Source organism: Xanthomonas sp. MUS 060, assembly GCF_000963215.1.
In the GTDB taxonomy this organism is placed as follows: domain Bacteria; phylum Pseudomonadota; class Gammaproteobacteria; order Xanthomonadales; family Xanthomonadaceae; genus Xanthomonas_A.
Genome location: NZ_JZIM01000004.1, coordinates 25,375 through 42,463, shown reverse-complemented (window position 1 = coordinate 42,463; position 17,089 = coordinate 25,375). Strand labels below are relative to the sequence as shown.

Annotated in this window: 14 protein-coding genes, 1 tRNA gene and 1 pseudogene; 8 read left to right on the top strand and 8 right to left on the bottom strand. The window is 65.3% G+C overall.

Annotation, left to right across the window (positions count from 1 at the left end; translation table 11 throughout):
- Positions 1–6: 6 nt before the first annotated feature.
- The 4 genes and pseudogenes from XANALMUS060_RS06110 to XANALMUS060_RS18360 form a co-directional block, all read left to right on the top strand.
- Complete coding sequence (locus XANALMUS060_RS06110; RefSeq protein WP_045726722.1) at positions 7–3,135, top strand: efflux RND transporter permease subunit; 3,129 nt, start codon at positions 7–9, stop codon at positions 3,133–3,135.
- On the top strand, positions 3,132–4,571 hold the full coding sequence (locus tag XANALMUS060_RS06105) for an efflux transporter outer membrane subunit (RefSeq protein WP_045737632.1): 1,440 nt from the start codon (positions 3,132–3,134) through the stop codon (positions 4,569–4,571). The genes XANALMUS060_RS06110 and XANALMUS060_RS06105 overlap by 4 nt, the downstream gene beginning before the upstream one ends.
- A gap of 247 nt (positions 4,572–4,818) precedes the next feature.
- Complete coding sequence (locus XANALMUS060_RS06100) at positions 4,819–5,676, top strand: PA4780 family RIO1-like protein kinase (protein ID WP_045726724.1); 858 nt, start codon at positions 4,819–4,821, stop codon at positions 5,674–5,676.
- Between the two features lie 23 nt (positions 5,677–5,699).
- Positions 5,700–6,081, top strand: a pseudogene (locus XANALMUS060_RS18360) (alpha/beta hydrolase fold domain-containing protein); the annotation flags it as partial.
- Between the two features lie 17 nt (positions 6,082–6,098).
- Here XANALMUS060_RS18360 and mnmG read toward each other — a convergent pair.
- The gene (mnmG, locus tag XANALMUS060_RS06095) at positions 6,099–7,991 is read right to left on the bottom strand and encodes a tRNA uridine-5-carboxymethylaminomethyl(34) synthesis enzyme MnmG (RefSeq protein WP_045737631.1); all 1,893 of its coding nucleotides are present in this window, start codon (positions 7,989–7,991) and stop codon (positions 6,099–6,101) included.
- Between the two features lie 494 nt (positions 7,992–8,485).
- Positions 8,486–8,953: a hypothetical protein gene (locus tag XANALMUS060_RS06090; RefSeq protein ID WP_045737630.1), complete on the bottom strand. Its 468-nt coding sequence runs from the start codon at positions 8,951–8,953 to the stop codon at positions 8,486–8,488.
- A 180-nt stretch (positions 8,954–9,133) separates the two neighbouring features.
- Between XANALMUS060_RS06090 and XANALMUS060_RS06085 the strand changes: the two genes are divergently transcribed.
- Complete coding sequence (locus XANALMUS060_RS06085; protein WP_045737629.1) at positions 9,134–9,493, top strand: hypothetical protein; 360 nt, start codon at positions 9,134–9,136, stop codon at positions 9,491–9,493.
- Positions 9,490–10,107 carry a YdcF family protein gene (locus XANALMUS060_RS06080; protein ID WP_045737774.1) on the top strand — a complete coding sequence of 206 codons (618 nt, stop codon included), beginning with the start codon at positions 9,490–9,492 and terminating at the stop codon, positions 10,105–10,107. The genes XANALMUS060_RS06085 and XANALMUS060_RS06080 overlap by 4 nt, the downstream gene beginning before the upstream one ends.
- 150 nt (positions 10,108–10,257) lie before the next feature.
- Here XANALMUS060_RS06080 and bioC read toward each other — a convergent pair whose 3' ends face one another.
- The 5 genes from bioC to bioB form a co-directional block, all read right to left on the bottom strand.
- On the bottom strand, positions 10,258–11,154 hold the full coding sequence (gene bioC, locus XANALMUS060_RS06075; protein ID WP_045737773.1) for a malonyl-ACP O-methyltransferase BioC: 897 nt from the start codon (positions 11,152–11,154) through the stop codon (positions 10,258–10,260).
- Between the two features lie 165 nt (positions 11,155–11,319).
- The gene (gene bioH / locus XANALMUS060_RS06070) at positions 11,320–12,081 is read right to left on the bottom strand and encodes a pimeloyl-ACP methyl ester esterase BioH (RefSeq protein ID WP_045737628.1); all 762 of its coding nucleotides are present in this window, start codon (positions 12,079–12,081) and stop codon (positions 11,320–11,322) included.
- A 67-nt stretch (positions 12,082–12,148) separates the two neighbouring features.
- Positions 12,149–12,304: a hypothetical protein gene (locus XANALMUS060_RS20480; RefSeq protein ID WP_161795380.1), complete on the bottom strand. Its 156-nt coding sequence runs from the start codon at positions 12,302–12,304 to the stop codon at positions 12,149–12,151.
- A 19-nt stretch (positions 12,305–12,323) separates the two neighbouring features.
- Complete coding sequence (gene bioF, locus XANALMUS060_RS06065; protein ID WP_045737627.1) at positions 12,324–13,529, bottom strand: 8-amino-7-oxononanoate synthase; 1,206 nt, start codon at positions 13,527–13,529, stop codon at positions 12,324–12,326.
- A 100-nt stretch (positions 13,530–13,629) separates the two neighbouring features.
- Positions 13,630–14,673 (bottom strand): biotin synthase BioB, encoded by a 1,044-nt coding sequence (bioB, locus tag XANALMUS060_RS06060; RefSeq protein ID WP_045726731.1) that lies wholly within the window; start codon positions 14,671–14,673, stop codon positions 13,630–13,632.
- A 49-nt stretch (positions 14,674–14,722) separates the two neighbouring features.
- On the opposite strand from bioB, the gene XANALMUS060_RS06055 reads away from it, so the two are divergent.
- On the top strand, positions 14,723–15,454 hold the full coding sequence (locus tag XANALMUS060_RS06055; protein WP_152640409.1) for a ComF family protein: 732 nt from the start codon (positions 14,723–14,725) through the stop codon (positions 15,452–15,454).
- A 148-nt stretch (positions 15,455–15,602) separates the two neighbouring features.
- On the opposite strand, the gene ubiA is transcribed toward XANALMUS060_RS06055, so the two are convergent.
- Positions 15,603–16,505 (bottom strand): 4-hydroxybenzoate octaprenyltransferase, encoded by a 903-nt coding sequence (gene ubiA, locus XANALMUS060_RS06050; protein WP_045737625.1) that lies wholly within the window; start codon positions 16,503–16,505, stop codon positions 15,603–15,605.
- Between the two features lie 214 nt (positions 16,506–16,719).
- Between ubiA and XANALMUS060_RS06045 the strand changes: the two genes are divergently transcribed.
- Positions 16,720–16,796, top strand: a tRNA-Arg gene (locus XANALMUS060_RS06045).
- Positions 16,797–17,089: the final 293 nt, after the last annotated feature.

The following is a 17,089-nucleotide window of genomic DNA, read 5'->3' as shown; positions in this document are numbered from 1 at the left end:
TTCCGCATGTCGCGTTTCTTCGTCAACCACCCGATGGTGGCCTGGGTCATGGCCATCGTGATCGTGCTGATGGGCATGTTGGCCATTCATGCGCTGCCGGTCGAGCGCTATCCGCATATGGCGCCGCCGACCATCACGGTGCGCGCCACCTACAACGGTGCCTCGGCGCAGACCGTGGAGAACACTGTCACCCAGTTGATCGAGCAGTCGCAGCAAAGCCTGGATCATCTGCTGTACATGACTTCCACCAGTGCTTCGGATGGCACCGCGCAGGTCAATCTGGTGTTCCAGACCGGCACCAACGCCGACACCGCGCAGGTGCAGGTGCAGAACCAGTTGCAGTCGGTGATGTCGATACTGCCGCAGGCGGTGCAGCAGAACGGCTTGATCATCACCAAGTCCAGTGGTTCGCTGTTCGAAGTGGTGGCGTTCACTTCCGACGACGGCAGCATGGACAGCTTCGATGTCGCCAATTACATGGAATCGCGCATCGACGACCAGATCAGCCGCGTCAGCGGCGTGGGCAATATCCAGCCGATTGGTTCGGAATACGCCATGCGCATCTGGCTGGACCCGGAAAAGCTGCGCAAGTACGCCTTGATGCCATCGGACGTGGAGAACGCGCTGCAATCGCAGAACACCGACGTGTCGGCCGGCGAACTCGGTGGCCAGCCGTCGCTGCGTGGGCAGCGCCTGGATGCGACCGTGACCACCCGCAGCCGCCTGCAGACGCCGGCGCAGTTCGGTGCGATCGTGCTCAAGAGCGATCCCGGTGGCGCCGCCGTGCACCTATCCGACGTGGCCAAGATCGGCCTGGGTCCGGTGACCTATGGCACGCTTTCCCGCTTCAATGGCAAGCCCTCGGCGTCGCTGGGGATCGAGCTCAACTCCGACGCCAACGCCGTCGAGGTGTCCGAGGCGATCGAACGGCGCCTGGATGAGCTCAAACAGTATTGGCCGCACGGCTACAACTACCATATCGCTTTCAGCAGCACTCCGTTCGTCACCACCTCGATCAAGGAAGTGGTCATCACCCTGATCGAGGCGGTGCTGTTGGTCGTGGCGGTGATGTACCTGTTCCTGCAGAACTGGCGCGCCACGCTGATCCCGACCATCGCGGTGCCGGTGGTGCTGATGGGGACCTTCGGTGTGCTCGCCGCGTTCGGTTACTCGATCAACACGTTGACCATGTTCGCGATGGTGCTGGCGATTGGCTTGCTGGTGGACGATGCGATCGTGGTCGTGGAGAACGTGGAGCGAGTCATGGGCCAGGAAGGGCTGCCACCGAAAGAAGCGACCTTGCGCTCGATGCAGCAGATCGGCGGCGCGTTGATCGGCATCGTGCTGGTACTGACGGCGGTGTTCGTGCCGATGGCCTTCTTCAACGGCGTCACTGGCGTGATCTACCGGCAGTTCTCGATCACCATCGCCGCCTCGATGATCCTGTCGGTATTGGTCGCGATGACCCTGACCCCGGCGCTATGCGTGACCATTCTCAAGCCGCTGCATCAGGGCGAGGCGCCGATCGGTTCGCATGGGCGTCTGGGCTGGTTCTTCGTCTGGTTCAACACGCGCTTTCGGCATCTGTCCGAGCGCTATCGCGCGCTGGTCGAGCGCGTGCTTGGACAGCGTGCGCTGGGCCTGCTCGCCTACGCGTTGCTGCTGGGCGTCACCGGTCTACTGCTGTGGCGTTTGCCCGGCGCCTTTTTGCCCGACGAAGACGAGGGCATGCTCAATGTGCTGGTCAAGCTGCCGGCGGGCTCCACCCTGGAGCAGACCCAACAGGTGGCAGACCGGTTGACCCAGGTCGCGATGAAGGATCCTGGCGTTCGCTCGGTTCTGTCTTCCGCTGGCTTCAGCGTCACCGGTTCCGGTCAGAACGTCGGCATGGCCTTCGTGCGGCTGAAGGATTGGGACGACCGCGACGACGATGCCGACACCATTGCCGAGCGTCTCAAAAAGGCCTTGGCCGACGTGCCCGATGCGGATCTGTTCGTGACCTCGCCGCCGGCGATCACCGGCCTCGGCGACGCGTCCGGTTTCACCTTCGAGTTGATGGACTACGAAGGCGCCGGCCATGCCGCTCTGCTTGCCGCGCGCGACAAGTTGCTGCATCTGGCCGCGCATGATCCCAAGCTAGTGAACGTGCGCTATGCCAGTCTGGAGGATGCGCCGGTGTACATGGTCAAGATCGACGACAACAAGGCGCAGGCGCTGGGCGTGGATCCGGGCGACATCAATGCCACGCTCAACAGCGTGCTCGGTGGCGACTTCGTCAACAACTTCATCTACAAGGGCCGCATCAAGAAGGTCTACGTCCAGGGCGACGCAGATGCACGCATGGCGCCGCACGACCTGGAGCGCTGGACGGTGCGCAACACCAACAGCGACATGGTGCCGATGTCCGCCTTCACCACCTCCCGCTGGAGCAGCGCACCGGCTGCGTTGGAACGCTACAACGGCGTGTCGGCGATGGAACTCACCGGCCAGGCAGTGAAGGGCGTCAGCTCCGGCGCGGCCATGGACGAGATGGCGGAGTTGAGCAAGCAACTGCCGCATGGCTTTGGCTATGCCTGGTCGGACATGGCGTATCAAGAGAAGTTGTCTGCCAACCAGGCGCCGGCGCTGTATGCGATCTCGCTGCTGTTCGTGTTCCTGTGTTTGGCGGGGTTGTACGAAAGTTGGTCGATCCCGTTCGCGGTGATGCTTGCGGTGCCTGTGGGCGTGTTCGGCGCGGTGCTGCTGATGACCCTGCGTGGCTTGGAGAACGACGTGTACTTCCAGGTGGGCCTGCTCACGACGGTTGGCTTGGCGGCTAAAAACGGCATCCTCGTCGTCGAGTTCGCCCGCGAGTTGGAACAGCGCGGCGAAAGCCTGTTGGCCGCGACCCTGCATGCGGTACAAATGCGCTTGCGGCCGATCCTGATGACCTCGCTGGCTTTCCTGCTTGGTGTGTTGCCGTTGATGTTCAGTCACGGCGCTGGTTCTGCCGCGCGTCACTCGCTGGGCACTGGCGTCACTGGCGGTACGTTGGCCTCGATCACCCTGGGCCTGTTCTTCGTGCCGTTGTTCTACGTGATCGTGCGCCGCCTGTTCCCCGAACGCAGGGTGGCGAGCGAGGAGGTGGGTTCATGAGCGCTCCCTTGCGTGTGAGCATGGCTGCTGCCACGTTGCTGGGGTTGGCCGGTTGCACTTTGGCACCGACCTACGTGCGTCCGGCGGCACCGGTCCCGGCGAATCTTGCCGCCGCCGATGCAAGCGCCGCGTACGCTGCGGGCCCGATCGCCGATACGCTGGCGATGCCGGATTGGCAGGCGGTATTTCTGGATCCGCGCCTGCGCCAAACCATCGCGCTGGCGTTGCAAAACAACCGCGATCTGCGCGTGGCGATGCTCTCCATCGACAAGGCGCGCGCGCAGTACCGCATCCAGCGTGCCGCGCAGTTGCCATCGCTGGACGCCAGCGCCAGCCAGATGCGCCAGCGGGTCGACGCTGCCAGCAGCGACACGGGTGTCTCGCAGATCAATACCAGTGACACCTTGCAGGTCGGCTTCAGCAGTTGGCAGTTGGATTTGTTCGGACAATTGCGCAGCCTCAAGCAGGAGGCATTGCAGAACTGGCTGGCCAGCGCGCAAACCCAGCGCAGCGTGCGCCTGAGCCTGATTGCGCAGGTTGCCGAGGCATGGCTGACGGTCGCCGCCGACCAAGCGCAACTGGCGCTCGCGCAGCAGACCCTGGACAGCCAGACGCAGACGCTGCAATTGACCGAACGCCAGCACAGCGTCGGCACCGTGTCGGCGTTGGACCTGGCCCAGCAGCAGACCAGTGTCGAAGCCGCGCGGGTGAGCGTGGCCAGCGCCGCCACGCAGCTCGCGCAGGCACGCGATGCCTTGCAATTGCTGGTGGGTGCCCCGGTGGACGCGGCGCTGTTGCCGAGCGAGCATGCCATCGACCACAGCGTTGCATTGGCACCGGTGCCGGCGCATCTGTCTTCTGCGGTGCTACTGCAACGTCCAGACGTACTCGCCGCAGAGCACAGCTTGCAGGCGGCCAACGCCGACATCGGCGCGGCCCGCGCGGCGTTCTTCCCGTCGCTGAGCCTCACCGCATCCACCGGCCGCAGCAGTGATGCGTTGTCCACGTTGTTCTCTGCCGGCACACGCACCTGGTCGTTCGTGCCCAGCATCACCACGCCGATCTTCCATGCCGGCGCGTTGAAGGCATCTCTCGACGCCTCCAAGATCGGCAAGGACATCGCGGTGGCGCAGTACGAGAAGGCGATCCAGTCGGCCTTTGCCGAAGTCGCCGATGCCCTGGCCGCGCAGGATCACATGCAGATGCAGCTCACCGCGCAGCAGGCGTTGGTCGATGCCAGTCAGCGCAGCTACACGCTGGCCGACGCGCGCTACCGCGCTGGCCTGGATGGTCACCTGGCGGTGCTGGATGCACAGCGCTCGCTATTCGTCGCGCAGCAGGCGTTGATCGCGCTGCGTTTGCAGGATGCCAGCAACCGAGTGACGCTGTACCAAGTGCTGGGTGGCGGTGCCGATGCCCAGGTCGGCACGCCCTGACCTGCTGCGCTCGGGCACGCTCGCGATTGCTGCTGGCGCTGTCAGTGCCTGCTTGTGCAGGCCCCTGCCTGGCCGCGAGCCATCCGTGCCGACGCCGGTGGTGTTGTCGCATCGCGTAGTGCGCCGCGCGGGACGTCATCGGCGCATCGTTCGCGGTCGGCGCTGCGCCGTAGTGGTACGTGTGACCCGATACTGTGGCAGGCTTGCGCCATAATCACAGCTCCTCACGCATGGTATTCGGCGACCGATGAAAATCCCGCAGGGCCTGCAACCGCTGATCGATGACGGTGTCATCGATGGCGTGCTGCGTCCGCTCAAGAGTGGCAAGGAGGCTGCGGTCTACGTGGTCCAGGCTGGCGACGACGTGCTGTGCGCCAAGGTGTACAAGGACATGGCCCAGCGCAGTTTCCAGGCGCGGGTGCAGTACCAGGAAGGGCGCAAGGTGCGCGGTAGCCGCCAGGCGCGGGCGATGGGCAAGGCCACCAAGTTCGGTCGTCGCGAACAGGAGGCCGCGTGGAAAGACACCGAGGCCAACACGTTGTATCAACTGGTCGATGCGGGGGTGCATGTGCCGCAGCCGCGCGGCTATTTCCACGGCGTGCTGTTGATGGAACTGGTCACTGATGCCGATGGGCAGAGCGCGCCACGCTTGAGCGAAGTGGAACTGTCGCCGGAGCAGGCATGCGCCTTCCACGCCCGTTTGATCGGCGATGTGGCGAAGATGCTGTGCCTGGGCCTGATCCATGGCGATCTGTCCGAATACAACGTGTTGGTCGCCGCCGATGGCCCGGTGGTGATCGATTTTCCGCAGGTGGTCAGCGCTGCCGGCAACAACGCCGCGCGTGCCATGCTGTTGCGCGACGTGCACAACCTGCGCGACTGCCTGGGCCGCTTCGCCCCCGATCTCAACGCCACCCACTACGGCGAGGAAATGTGGGCGCTCTACGAAAAGGGCGCGCTGCGTTCGGATACTCCGCTCACTGGCCGCTTTGCGTTCGACACCCGTCGTGCGGACGTGCGCGCGGTGCGTGCCTCGATCGAGGATGCACGGCAGGAAGCGCTCATCCGTCAGCAGGGTCGCGAAGCCGCCGCCAGCGACGACTGATCCGCTGTACGGCGGGCACCTTCGCACGGCCGGACAATCCGTTCCCCTCGCGTGTGCACAACGCGGTCATTCCGCCGCTGACCGAAGCAGCGATGCGCTTTTTCGACAGTCAATGACTCCCAGACCCGGCAGTGACGACGGACTGGCGCATTTCACCTGCGCTGGCTGCGGACGTGGCCGGCGCCGCGCCCGCGCTGGTGATACTGGCCGATCGCGATGCGCTGTACGACGAGGGGCTGCACTACGCGCAGCGGTTGCGCCAGGCCGGGGTGGAAGTGACCATGCGCGTCTACCCAGGGATGATCCATGGCTTCATCAACATGGGGGCGGTGTTACGCGCGGCGGGCGAGACCATCGACGTTGCAACTGCGCCAGCGCCTGCTGCCGGTCGCCGCACAGCATTAGCGCACGCGCTTGCCGGTTCAGGCCACCCGGTTGCGCCGCGCGCGTTCCAGGTGCACCAGCAGCAGCGAAATCGCCGCCGGGGTCATGCCGGGGATGCGTTGCGCCTGACCGACGGTCTGCGGGCGCACGCGTTCGAGTTTCTGCTGCACTTCGGCCGATAGCCCGCGCACCTGCGCGTAGTCGAACGTGGTCGGGATCGCCGTGTCCTCGTGGCGTTGCTGACGCGCGATTTCTTCGCGTTGGCGCTCCAGATAGCCGGCGTATTTGATGCCGATCTCGACCTGTTCGGCTACCTGCGTGTCGGCCACACCCGGGCCCAGCGACGGCACCCGCATCAGCGCGGCGTAGTCCAGTTCCGGTCGTTTGATCAGGTCCAGGACGTTGGTCTCGCGGCTGACCGCCACGCCCAGCGTCTGTGCCACCTCGCGGCCCAGCGCGTTGCCCGGCGTGGCCCAGAGCCCGCGCAGGCGTTCGCTCTCGCGTGTGACCGCCTCCTGCTTGGTCTGGAATTGCGCCCAGCGCGCCGCATCGACCAGACCTAGCTCGCGGCCGATACTGGTCAGGCGCGCGTCGGCGTTGTCTTCGCGCAACTGCAGCCGGTATTCGGCGCGACTGGTGAACATGCGGTACGGCTCGCTGGTGCCGTGAGTGATCAGATCGTCGATCAGTACGCCGATGTAAGCCTGGTCGCGGCGCGGCGACCACGCTGCCAGCCCCTGCACTTGACGCGCCGCATTGAGCCCGGCGATCAGACCCTGCGCGGCGGCTTCCTCGTAGCCTGTGGTGCCGTTGATCTGCCCGGCGAAGAACAGCCCCGGCATGGCCTTGGTCTCCAGTGATGCCTTCAGTCCGCGCGGGTCGAAGAAGTCGTATTCGATCGCGTAGCCGGGGCGGGTGATATGCGCTCGCTCGAAACCGCGGATCGAGCGCACCAACTCCAGTTGCACGTCGAACGGCAGCGAGGTGGAGATGCCGTTGGGATAGATCTCGACCACGTCCAGGCCCTCCGGCTCGACGAAGATCTGGTGGCTGGCTTTCTCGGCGAAGCGCACCACTTTGTCCTCGATCGAGGGACAGTAGCGCGGACCGATGCCCTCGATCTGGCCGGTGTACAGCGGCGAGCGGTCCAGTGCGCCGCGGATGATGGTGTGGGTGCGTTCGGTGGTGTGGGTGATCCAGCACGACACCTGGCGTGGATGCTGGGCGACGTCGCCGAGGAAGGACATCACCGGCAGGGGAGCGTCGCCGGGTTGCTCTTCCATTGCCGTGTAGTCCAGGCTGCGGCCATCGATGCGCGGCGGGGTACCGGTCTTGAGTCGGTCCACGCCGAAGCGGCCGTCGCGCAGCGCCTGCGCCAGCGCGGTGGCTGGCGGGTCGCCCGCGCGGCCGCCCGCGTACTGGGTCTGGCCGATGTGGATCTTGCCGGCCAGGAAGGTGCCGGCGGTCAGCACCACCGCCACCGCCTCGAAGCGCAGCCCGGTCTGGGTCAGCACGCCGCGCACGCGCTCGCCGTCCATGACCAGATCGTCGACGGCGGCCTGGAATACGGTCAGGTTGGGTTGAGCCTCGACCAGGCGTCTGATCGCGCTGCGGTACAGGCTACGGTCGGCCTGGCAGCGGGTGGCGCGCACGGCCGGACCCTTGGAGGCATTGAGGGTGCGCCACTGGATGCCTGCCAGATCCGCGGCCTGCGCCATGGCCCCGCCCAGTGCGTCGATTTCCTTGACCAGATGGCCTTTGCCGATACCGCCGATGGCCGGGTTGCAGCTCATTGCTCCCACGGTTTCCATGTTGTGGGTCAGCAGCAGGGTGCGCGCGCCGGCACGGGCGGAGGCCAGCGCCGCCTCGGTGCCGGCATGGCCGCCGCCGATCACGATCACGTCATAGCGGTAGAAGGAGGAATCGCTCATGGGGGAATCGTCAGCCGGCGTGGGTACCGACGAAAGTGTGGTACACGTTCAAGGACATGTAAAACGTGAAAGATTATTTGTGACATAAATCACAATTTACGAGTTCGGGACTCAAGTTGGCACGTAATCTGCAGATATCTCTACTGCACCCAACGTGGCAATGCGTCAGGGGCGCATGACTGGAATTGGAACAGGGGCCAGTCACGCGTGCGTCGGGGGAGCCGGGGCCGGTAGTCGGGGGACTACCGGCCCTTTTTTTGTGACCGTGGCCTAGGTCGATCAATCTTTAAAAGCAAAAAGCCCCGGCTCACCGGGGCTTTTTGTTTTAGGCGCCGACATCCGACAAGGCTGGAACAGGGGGGATCCAAATTCCCTGCCGGACATCGACATAAAACGGATGGGTAACGCTTCAGGTCGTAAAGCGAGGCAAGCGGTCACACCGTGGTAAATAGAGTGCGTCTTGCAGGGGCACCGACGCAAGACCCTTATAAGCTTCAGAACGTGTGGTGTGTCACATTGCTGTGCCCCAGGTTACTGGGGTGCGGTGCAATCATCCTCGGCATGATCGATGGCCGTTGCCGTAAAGACTGTGACCGCGGTGCGCCGTCGACGGTTTGTTGACGCATTGGTGACGGAATGCCGATGCCTCCGCTCGGTGGCATGAGCACCGGACGCTCGCGTGGCGGGCGATCACCGCCGTGGTAGCCGTCGCGATGGGAGTAGTACGGAACCCCGTAACTGTAATACCCGTAGTATCCGAAGGACCCGTAGTAGCCGGGACCATAGACGTAGGGAGGCATCCCGTATGGGGAGTAGTACTCGGAGTAGCCGGCGGGGTAGCGATACTCGACCGAGGGTGCGCCACGGTAGTATCCGCCCTCGCTACCGCCGGCATAATCGTAAGTGGCGCAGCCACCCAACACGGCGAGCAATCCAGCGGCGCAGATCAGGCGCAGTGTCATGGTGTTTGCTCTCCAAGAAGCTGACTGACAGATTCGGCCTGCTGCATTGAATGCGTCCTTAATTTGTGTGTCGGTGGGTTAAATACTTAAGTCGAGTGCAACAGCGGTCGCTTGGCAGCGGGGGCGGACGCTGTGCGTTCGGGACGATACGTTAACCTTTTGCGCATGGTCTCATGTTGCTTGCCCGAATTCGGCGACGTCATGGCGCTGGCGCGTCTTGCCGCCCATGCCGAGCTCACCCCGATGGTGCTGCATTTGAAAGTGCTGGAGGCTGCCGTCGGCCCGTGTGGTGGGCGCAGGGCCGCCGACAGCATGCGCAACAGTCTGGGCCGCCACGCCCTCGCCCTGCCGCACGACTGTGCCGAAGTTCGCGTGCGCGAGGATGCGATGAGGGACGCGATGCGGCCCGGTGCGCTCATCAAGCCCAAGGGAGAGGCGTCCTCGCCGATGGCATGGATGGCGGTGCTGAGCGGCTTGGCGGTGCGCTGCGGCGCGGGCATCCTGTGCGCCTGCCATGCCGATTCGGAGACGTGTTCGTGAAGGACGGTTCGACGTCGCGGCGATGGCGCGGCTGCCTGTTCTGGACTACTACTCGCCTGGGCGTTCTGCTGGGGCTGTGGCTATTGGGCGTGGCGATCTACATCGTCTGGGTCGGTGATCGCGACCAGGCCGCGCCGGCCGATGCCATCATCGTACTCGGTGCCGCCGCCTATGACGCCAAGCCCTCGCCGGTTTTCGAAGAGCGCATCCGTCATGCCCTGGAGTTGTACCGGCTTGGCTATGCGCCAACATTGATCTTCACTGGTGGCTTCGGCAACGGTGCCCGTTTCGCCGAGGCGCAGGTGGCCCGCCGCTATGCGTTGCGCCAGGGTATTCCGGCCGACGCGGTCCTGATCGAGACGGTTTCGCGGACCACCCGACAGAACCTGATCCAAGCGCGTCAGATCATGCGTGCGCATGGTCTGCATCGGGTCATTGTGGTCAGCGATCCCCTGCACATGGCGCGTGCGCTGCGACTGTGTCGGGAATTGCAGATCGAGGCTCTGGCTTCTTCGACGCCGAGCAGTCGCTTCCGCAGTTTCCAGACGCGGTGGCGCTTTCTGCTTCAGGAGGTCTATTTCTTTCATCGCGATCTGTTGGAGCAGGCCAACTGACGCGGCGTGCAAGCGTGCCGTCCTGAACGCAATGCGCAGCGATGATCTCGCCCACAAGCGGCAGGGTCGTCCGGATCGGCAATCGCAACACCCCGCAGGATTGGATGATGCACGCCTGGGAGCTTGCCGAAGTCAGACGCCGGTCGCGTGCTATCGGACGGCGTCGCGGCGGCGGATCGGGATTGCTGATAGCGGTACTGCGGCCATCTCGCCGTGGCCCTCGCGGATCGGCGTGCCCGGCGGTGGTGCCCAGGCGTGTGCGTAGATCACTTCCCAACTGCTGGGTAGCCTGCCTTCGGCGGTGCGTAGCGCGGCGTAGGCGGCGCTGGCGGCGGCGAAACGACCGCGTCCGGTCAGCGTGTGGCGGCGCGCGTGCAGGGCGTTGGTGGCGCCGATTGCGCGCAGTTCAAGCATCAGTGCGGTGAGATCGGGATAGGTCAGGGTGAACAGGTCGCGGTCCAGCACCGGATCGCGGAATCCCGCCAGCATCAGTGCATCGCCAAACTGCGCGATCGGCGCGAAGCGGCTCACGTGCGGTGTTTGGCGATCTGCCTGGGCGAAGGCCTCGCGCAGTTCGACCAGCGTGTCCGGACCGAAGCTGGAGCACAACAACAGGCCGCCGGGGCGCAGGACGCGACGGAAGCCGGCGAACACCGCCGGTAGATCCTCGACCCACTGCAGGCACAGATTGCTGAAAATCACATCGACGCTATGCTCGGCCAGCGGTAGCGCGCGCGCATCGGCGCAGACGCGCCCGAACGGTTTCCACCAGCTCGCCTGCCGCTTGGCCTGCTGCAACATCGGGAGCGCCTGATCCAGGGCAATCACCTGCGCACGTGGCCAGCGCTTTTTCATCGTCGCCGTGGCATGGGCCGGTCCGCTGCCCACGTCCAGCACCACCTGCGGCACGCGGTCGCCGAGATAGTCCAGCGATTCCAACAGGCGTTTTTCGACCTCGTGCTGTAGGGCAGCGGCGGCGTCGTAGCTGGTGGCGGCACGCGAAAATGCCCGGCGGATATGCTGAGGATCGAATGTGGAGGACGTCATCTGCGTATTATCGCCGGTCATCTATTGCCGCGGCCAGACGCATGCTGCCGTGGCCGCGAGGCGGCGCGCGGTCCTGCGCAGCGGCGATGCAGGGGGGCGCCATGCCTGTTGTATCGCCGGTTGTAGATATGTTTTCCCGAGTCCTGATCCTAAAACGATACGGCGTTACGCCAGCGTGGAAAGAAATCCGTCTAGCGCCTCGGCGACGTCGTCGGCATGACCGAGGAACGGCGCGTGGCCACCGCCTTTGATGCACAACGATTGCGCGTTCGGTGCGAGTGCGGCGGCGGCGGCCATGCCTGCGGGTGGAACCAGGCGGTCACGTTGGCCACCGATCCAGAGACTGGGCACGCGCAGGCTGGGTAGGGCACGGCGCAGGTCGCTGCGTTCCAGTAGCGTCAGTCCATCCTGCAGTACCTGCGCATCGGGTTCGCCACGTGCGCAGAGGGTGGCGCGCAGTGTGCGCAATTCGGCCTGCGCGTGCGCCGAGCCGAGCGTGTCCAGTGCCAGGAACCGGTCCAGCGTGCCGCGGTAGTCCTGGGTCAGGTCGTGGCCGAACTGGGCGAATACCTCCGGCGCCACCGCGTGCGGCCAGTCGCTACCGCGAACGAAACGTGGCGTTGCCGCCAGCATCGCCACGCCACGCACCTGCGGTTGGGTCGCGGCGGCATGCAGTGCGAACAGGCCGCCCAGCGACCAGCCCAGCCACACCCCTGGCGGCGTGGCCGCGGCGATCGCGCTGACCACATGCGGCAGTGCCAGTGGCGTGTCGTCGCCACGGCTGTGGCCATGTCCGGGCAGATCCACGACGTGCATGCGGTACTGCGCCGACAGGCGTTCGAGCAGCGGTGCGAAGATGCCGCCGTTCAGTGCCCAACCGTGCAGTAGGACTAGATCCGGGCCGTGTCCCAGGGTTTCGATGTGCATCGTCGCTCGTCGTCGCGAAGGTAAAGGGGAGGTCGTGGCAATCCCATGCAGCGCGCCACCTACAGCGTCAGCAGGAGCGAGGTTGCATGGTGTTCGGGATGTCGTGCCAGCCGCTGACCAGCCCGATGCAGGTCAGCGCGCGACATCCGCGATCGGCAATGGCGAGGCCGCGAATACGCCGGTCATGGCAGCCGAATTCGAACAGCCTCGTCCACGCGGACATGCTGCGCGCGTCCTTTTGCTCACGCGGGCACGCTGAGCGGATGCGCCGCCAGACGGTCTCGGGCCAATGCCAAGGCATCCAGCAGCGCCTGCACTTGCGTTTGTGTGTGCAAGGCCGACAGCGTCACCCGCAGCCGCGATTTGCCTTCCGGCACGGTTGGCGGGCGAATCGCAGAGACCAGAAATCCGGCGTCTTCCAGCGCCGCCGACAGCGCCAGCGCGTTGGCCTCCTCGCCGCACAACAGCGGCTGGATCGGCGTCTCCGAGGCCATCAATTCCAGGCCATGGCGGCGCGCACCGCCGCGGAATGCTGCGATCAATTCGACCAGGCGCTCGCGCCGCCATTGGTCACGCCGCGCCAACTTGAGCGCAGCCAGCGTGGCGGCGGCTTGTGCTGGGGGTAGCGCGGTGGTGTAGAGATACGGGCGTGCGGTTTCGGCCAGGTGCTGGATCAGCACGGGGTCGCCGACCACCACCGCGCCATAACCGCCGAGCGCCTTGCCCAGCGTCACCAACTGCAATGGCACATCGTCCGCGCCGAGTCCGGCCTCGGCGACGCAGCCGCGGCCATGCGGACCGACGACGCCGACGCCGTGGGCATCGTCCACATACAACAACGCCTGTTGTGTACGCGCGACCAGCGCCAACGAGCGCAGCGGGGCGACGTCGCCATCCATGCTGAATACCCCGTCGGTGGTCAGCATGGCTGCGCCCTCGGCGGCGTGTTTGAGCTGGCGCATCGCACCCTCGGCATCCAGGTGCGGATACCGACGCAGGCGGCAGCCGGCCAGACGAGTGGCGTCGAGCAGGCTGGCGTGATTGAGCCGGTCCTGCACGCACACGTCGTCCTCTTCGCTCAACAGCGCCTGTTGTACTGCGAGATTGGCGATGAAGCCGCTGCCGAACAGCAGCGCGCGCGGGTAGCCGAGCCAGTCGGCGATCTCGCGTTCCAGCGTGTCGTGTAGCGCGTGGTGGCCGCAGATCAGGTGCGAGGCGCTTGACCCAACCCCCTCGCGTGCGACGGCGTCCTGCAGCGCCGCGATTACTTCAAATTGCTGCGCCAAGCCAAGGTAATCGTTGCTGCAGAAGCCGGTCAGCCAGCGGTTGTCCAGTTCCAGGCGGACACCGTCGCGTCGACCGACGCTGCGGCGCACGCGTAGGCGGCCATGTGCCTCGCGCAAGCTGCGCAAGGATTGGAGACGGTCGTGCAGATTGGGACGGGCCATGGCGATGGGGCCTGACTGGCTGGCTAGCGTAGCGCGTCGTGGTGACGACCGATATGACCCGGCCGATGGATGTGCCGCGACCACACCACGCCGACAGATATCAGACTAGCGCGACGTTGCGGAATGGGTCGGTTGGCGCGGTGATGTCCGCATGCACGGTGCCGGGATGATCGTGCGCCTCGGCATCCACCATCACCTGCATCGGCCGCAGCCCCAGCCGCGCGAACAGCGCCTGATCGCGTTCGGTGTCCGGATTGCCGGTGGTCAACAGCTTCTCGCCATAGAAGATCGAGTTGGCGCCGGCGCAGAAGCACAGTGCCTGCAACTCGTCGCTCATGCTCTCGCGCCCGGCCGACAACCGCACCATCGCCTGCGGCATGGCGATACGGGCGACGGCGATGGTGCGCACGAATTCGAACGGATCCAGTTCGACGGTGCCATGCAGTGGCGTGCCGGCGACCTGCACCAGGCGGTTGATCGGCACCGAGTCCGGATGCACCGGTAGATTGGCCAGGGCTTGCAGTAGCCCGGCGCGTTGGTCGCGCGACTCGCCCATGCCGACGATGCCGCCGCAGCAGGTTTTCAGGCCGGCGTCGCGCACGTGGGCCAGGGTGTCCAGGCGATCCTGGTACTGGCGGGTGTGGATGATGGTGTCGTAGAAGTCCGGCGCGGTGTCCAGATTGTGGTTGTAGTAGTCCAGGCCGGCAGCCTTCAGCGCTTGCGCCTGCGCGCCGTCGAGCATGCCCAGGGTGGCGCAGGTTTCCAGGCCCAGTGCTTTCACTTCACGGATCATCTCCGCCACCTTGGGGATGTCGCGTTCCTTGGGCGAGCGCCAGGCCGCGCCCATGCAGAACCGCGACGCGCCAGCGGCCTTGGCCTGACGCGCCTTGGTCAGCACCGCTTCGGTGCTCATCAATTTCTGTGCTTCCACACCGGTGTCGTAGCGCTGCGCCTGCGGGCAGTAAGCGCAGTCTTCGGGGCAGCCGCCGGTCTTCACCGAGAGCAGCGTGGACACTTGCACTTGCGCCGGGTCGAAGTGCTCGCGGTGGACCTGGGCGGCGCGATGCAGCAGTTCCGGGAATGGCAGATCGAACAGTGCGAGCAATTCCTGGCGTTGCCAGTCGTGTCGGACGACAGCGTGCATGGGGGTTTCCTGACGGTATGCGGCTTGGAAAACAGGCAGTCTGGTGAGCATGGAAAGCCCTGTCAACTTCACTAGCGCAAATCGGGTTGACGGTGGCTGGCGATGGTTACAGCGTCGCTTGCTGCCGGAGCGTTGCCTGGTCTGCACCGAGCCAGGCACGCCTGGGCTGGATCTATGTCCGGCCTGCTGCGATGCCTTGCCGTGGAACGCTCATGCCTGTCGGTACTGTGCGCTGCCACTGCCGGGACTGGATGCGGACCAGCGTTGCGGTGCGTGCCAACGTCGCCCGCCGCCGTTGCATCTGGTGGTCAGCGCCTGCGTGTATGCCGCGCCGGTCGATGGCCTGCTGCGCCGCTTCAAATTCCATCAGGATCTGGTTGCCGGGCGCCTGCTGGCGGCGCTGTTGCAGGCGCGCTGCGCGGGGTTACCGCGTCCGCAGGCATTGTTGCCGATACCGCTGCATACCGCGCGGCTGCGTGAGCGTGGTTACGACCAAGCGCTGGAATTGGCGCAGCCGCTGGCGCGCGCGCTGGATGTGCCGGTGTGCCACGGCTTGCAACGCGTGCGTGCGACTGCCGCGCAGTCCGAATTGGATGCACGGGCACGTCGGCGCAATCTGCGTCGTGCGTTCGCAGTGGCCGATCCGGCGGCGTTGCCGGCGCATGTGGCATTGATCGACGATGTGATGACCACAGGCGCGACGTTGCATGCAGCCGCGCATGCGTTGCGCCGCGCGGGCGTGACCAGGGTCGATGCCTGGGTGGTGGCGCGGGTGCCGTGAGCGCCACGCTGCGCCAGAGCGCCTCTGCGGAGCAGGTCATGGATAGATGCGGCGTGCGGCGTATTTCTCGCGCCGCGTGGATAGCCGATAACCGCGATGGCTTTTGCTGTGATGGGGCGAGCAATTGCGCGTCGTGGTCGCGCTGACGCTACTGCGCGCGCAGCGCCAGCGCCACGGCGATACCAGTGAAGATCGCCAGGCCGACCCAATTGTTGTGCAGAAACGCGCGGAAACACGCAGCGCGTTCGCGGTGGCGTGCGATGAAGAATTCGCTTGCCACCAGCAGCGCGGCGATCCCTAACCCGGCCCAGTAGTAGATTCCCAACGCGGCGCGTTGGCCGACGCAGACCAGCGCGACGAACATCAGCGTGTACAAGATGCCGAGGATGAGCAGGTCCAGTTCACCGAACAGAATCGCGGTGGACTTGGAGCCGACGCGCAGATCGTCCTCGCGGTCGACCATCGCGTACCAGGTGTCGTAGGCGGTGGACCACAGGATGTTGGCCGCGTACAGCAGCCAGCCCAGCGCGGGCACCTCGCCGCGCACCGCCGCGAAGGCCATCGGAATGCCCCAGCCGAAGGCCATGCCCAGGTAAACCTGCGGCAGATAGGTATAGCGTTTCAGATACGGATAACTGGCGGCAAGCAACAGACCGATCACGCTCAGGCCGATGGTCAAGCGGTTCATCGTCAGCACCAGCGCGAAGGCGGCGAGCATCAGCAACGCGAACACCGCCAGCGCCTCGCGACCGCTGACCGCGCCCGTGGCTAGCGGACGGTGGCGGGTACGTTCGACGTGCGGATCCAGCCAGCGATCAGCGTAGTCGTTGATCACGCAGCCGGCCGAGCGGGTCAGCCAGACGCCGGCAGTGAACACACACAGCGTCCAGAGCGGCGGCAGCCCGTCGGCGGCCAGCCACAGCGCCCACCAGGTTGGCCAGAGCAGCAAGAGCGCGCCGATCGGACGGTCGCCACGCAGCAGCTTCCAGTACTGGCCGATGCGCGGGCGCGCAGGCGGCGCAACGGGTGTTTCATAGCGTTCGTAACTCATCGCACAAGGGTAGCAGTCGCGTCGTAATGGCGGCAGTCGGCGCTGGCGTGCGCGGGTGTGGCGGCGGTCGCAGCGCTGCTACGGGCTGCGATGTCGGGACACCTCGCTGCGCGTCGGTGCGCGCGCGTGATTGACGCTAATAGGGTGTGGCCCCTGCACGTGCGCAGACAGGGGGAGACGCGGCATCGGATTGCCGTTAGAATGCGCGTCCGTTGCGCCCGTAGCTCAGCCGGATAGAGTAGTGGCTTCCGAAGCCATTGGTCGGGGGTTCGAATCCCTCCGGGCGCACCATGTCTCTAGAACACAGCCGCTCTCGGTTGGGTTTTTTTCTGCCCGCAACCCCAGTGCTGGCGGGGCTTCCGGCATTGGCCTTCTGAGCATGCACATGCCGGAAGTGCGGTTTTCGACGCGCAGACCCCGGTTTTTCTCTCTGCGTTCGCGTCTGACCTCTTGAACATTCAGGATCCAGAATCGTGTGTCGATGCGGGTTTGCGCGGCATCGGTTTGTTTGTTCGTATGCGCTAGCAGTGGCGACCGAGAATGCGATGCGGTGGATACAAAAATCGTCATTCCCAAATGCACCA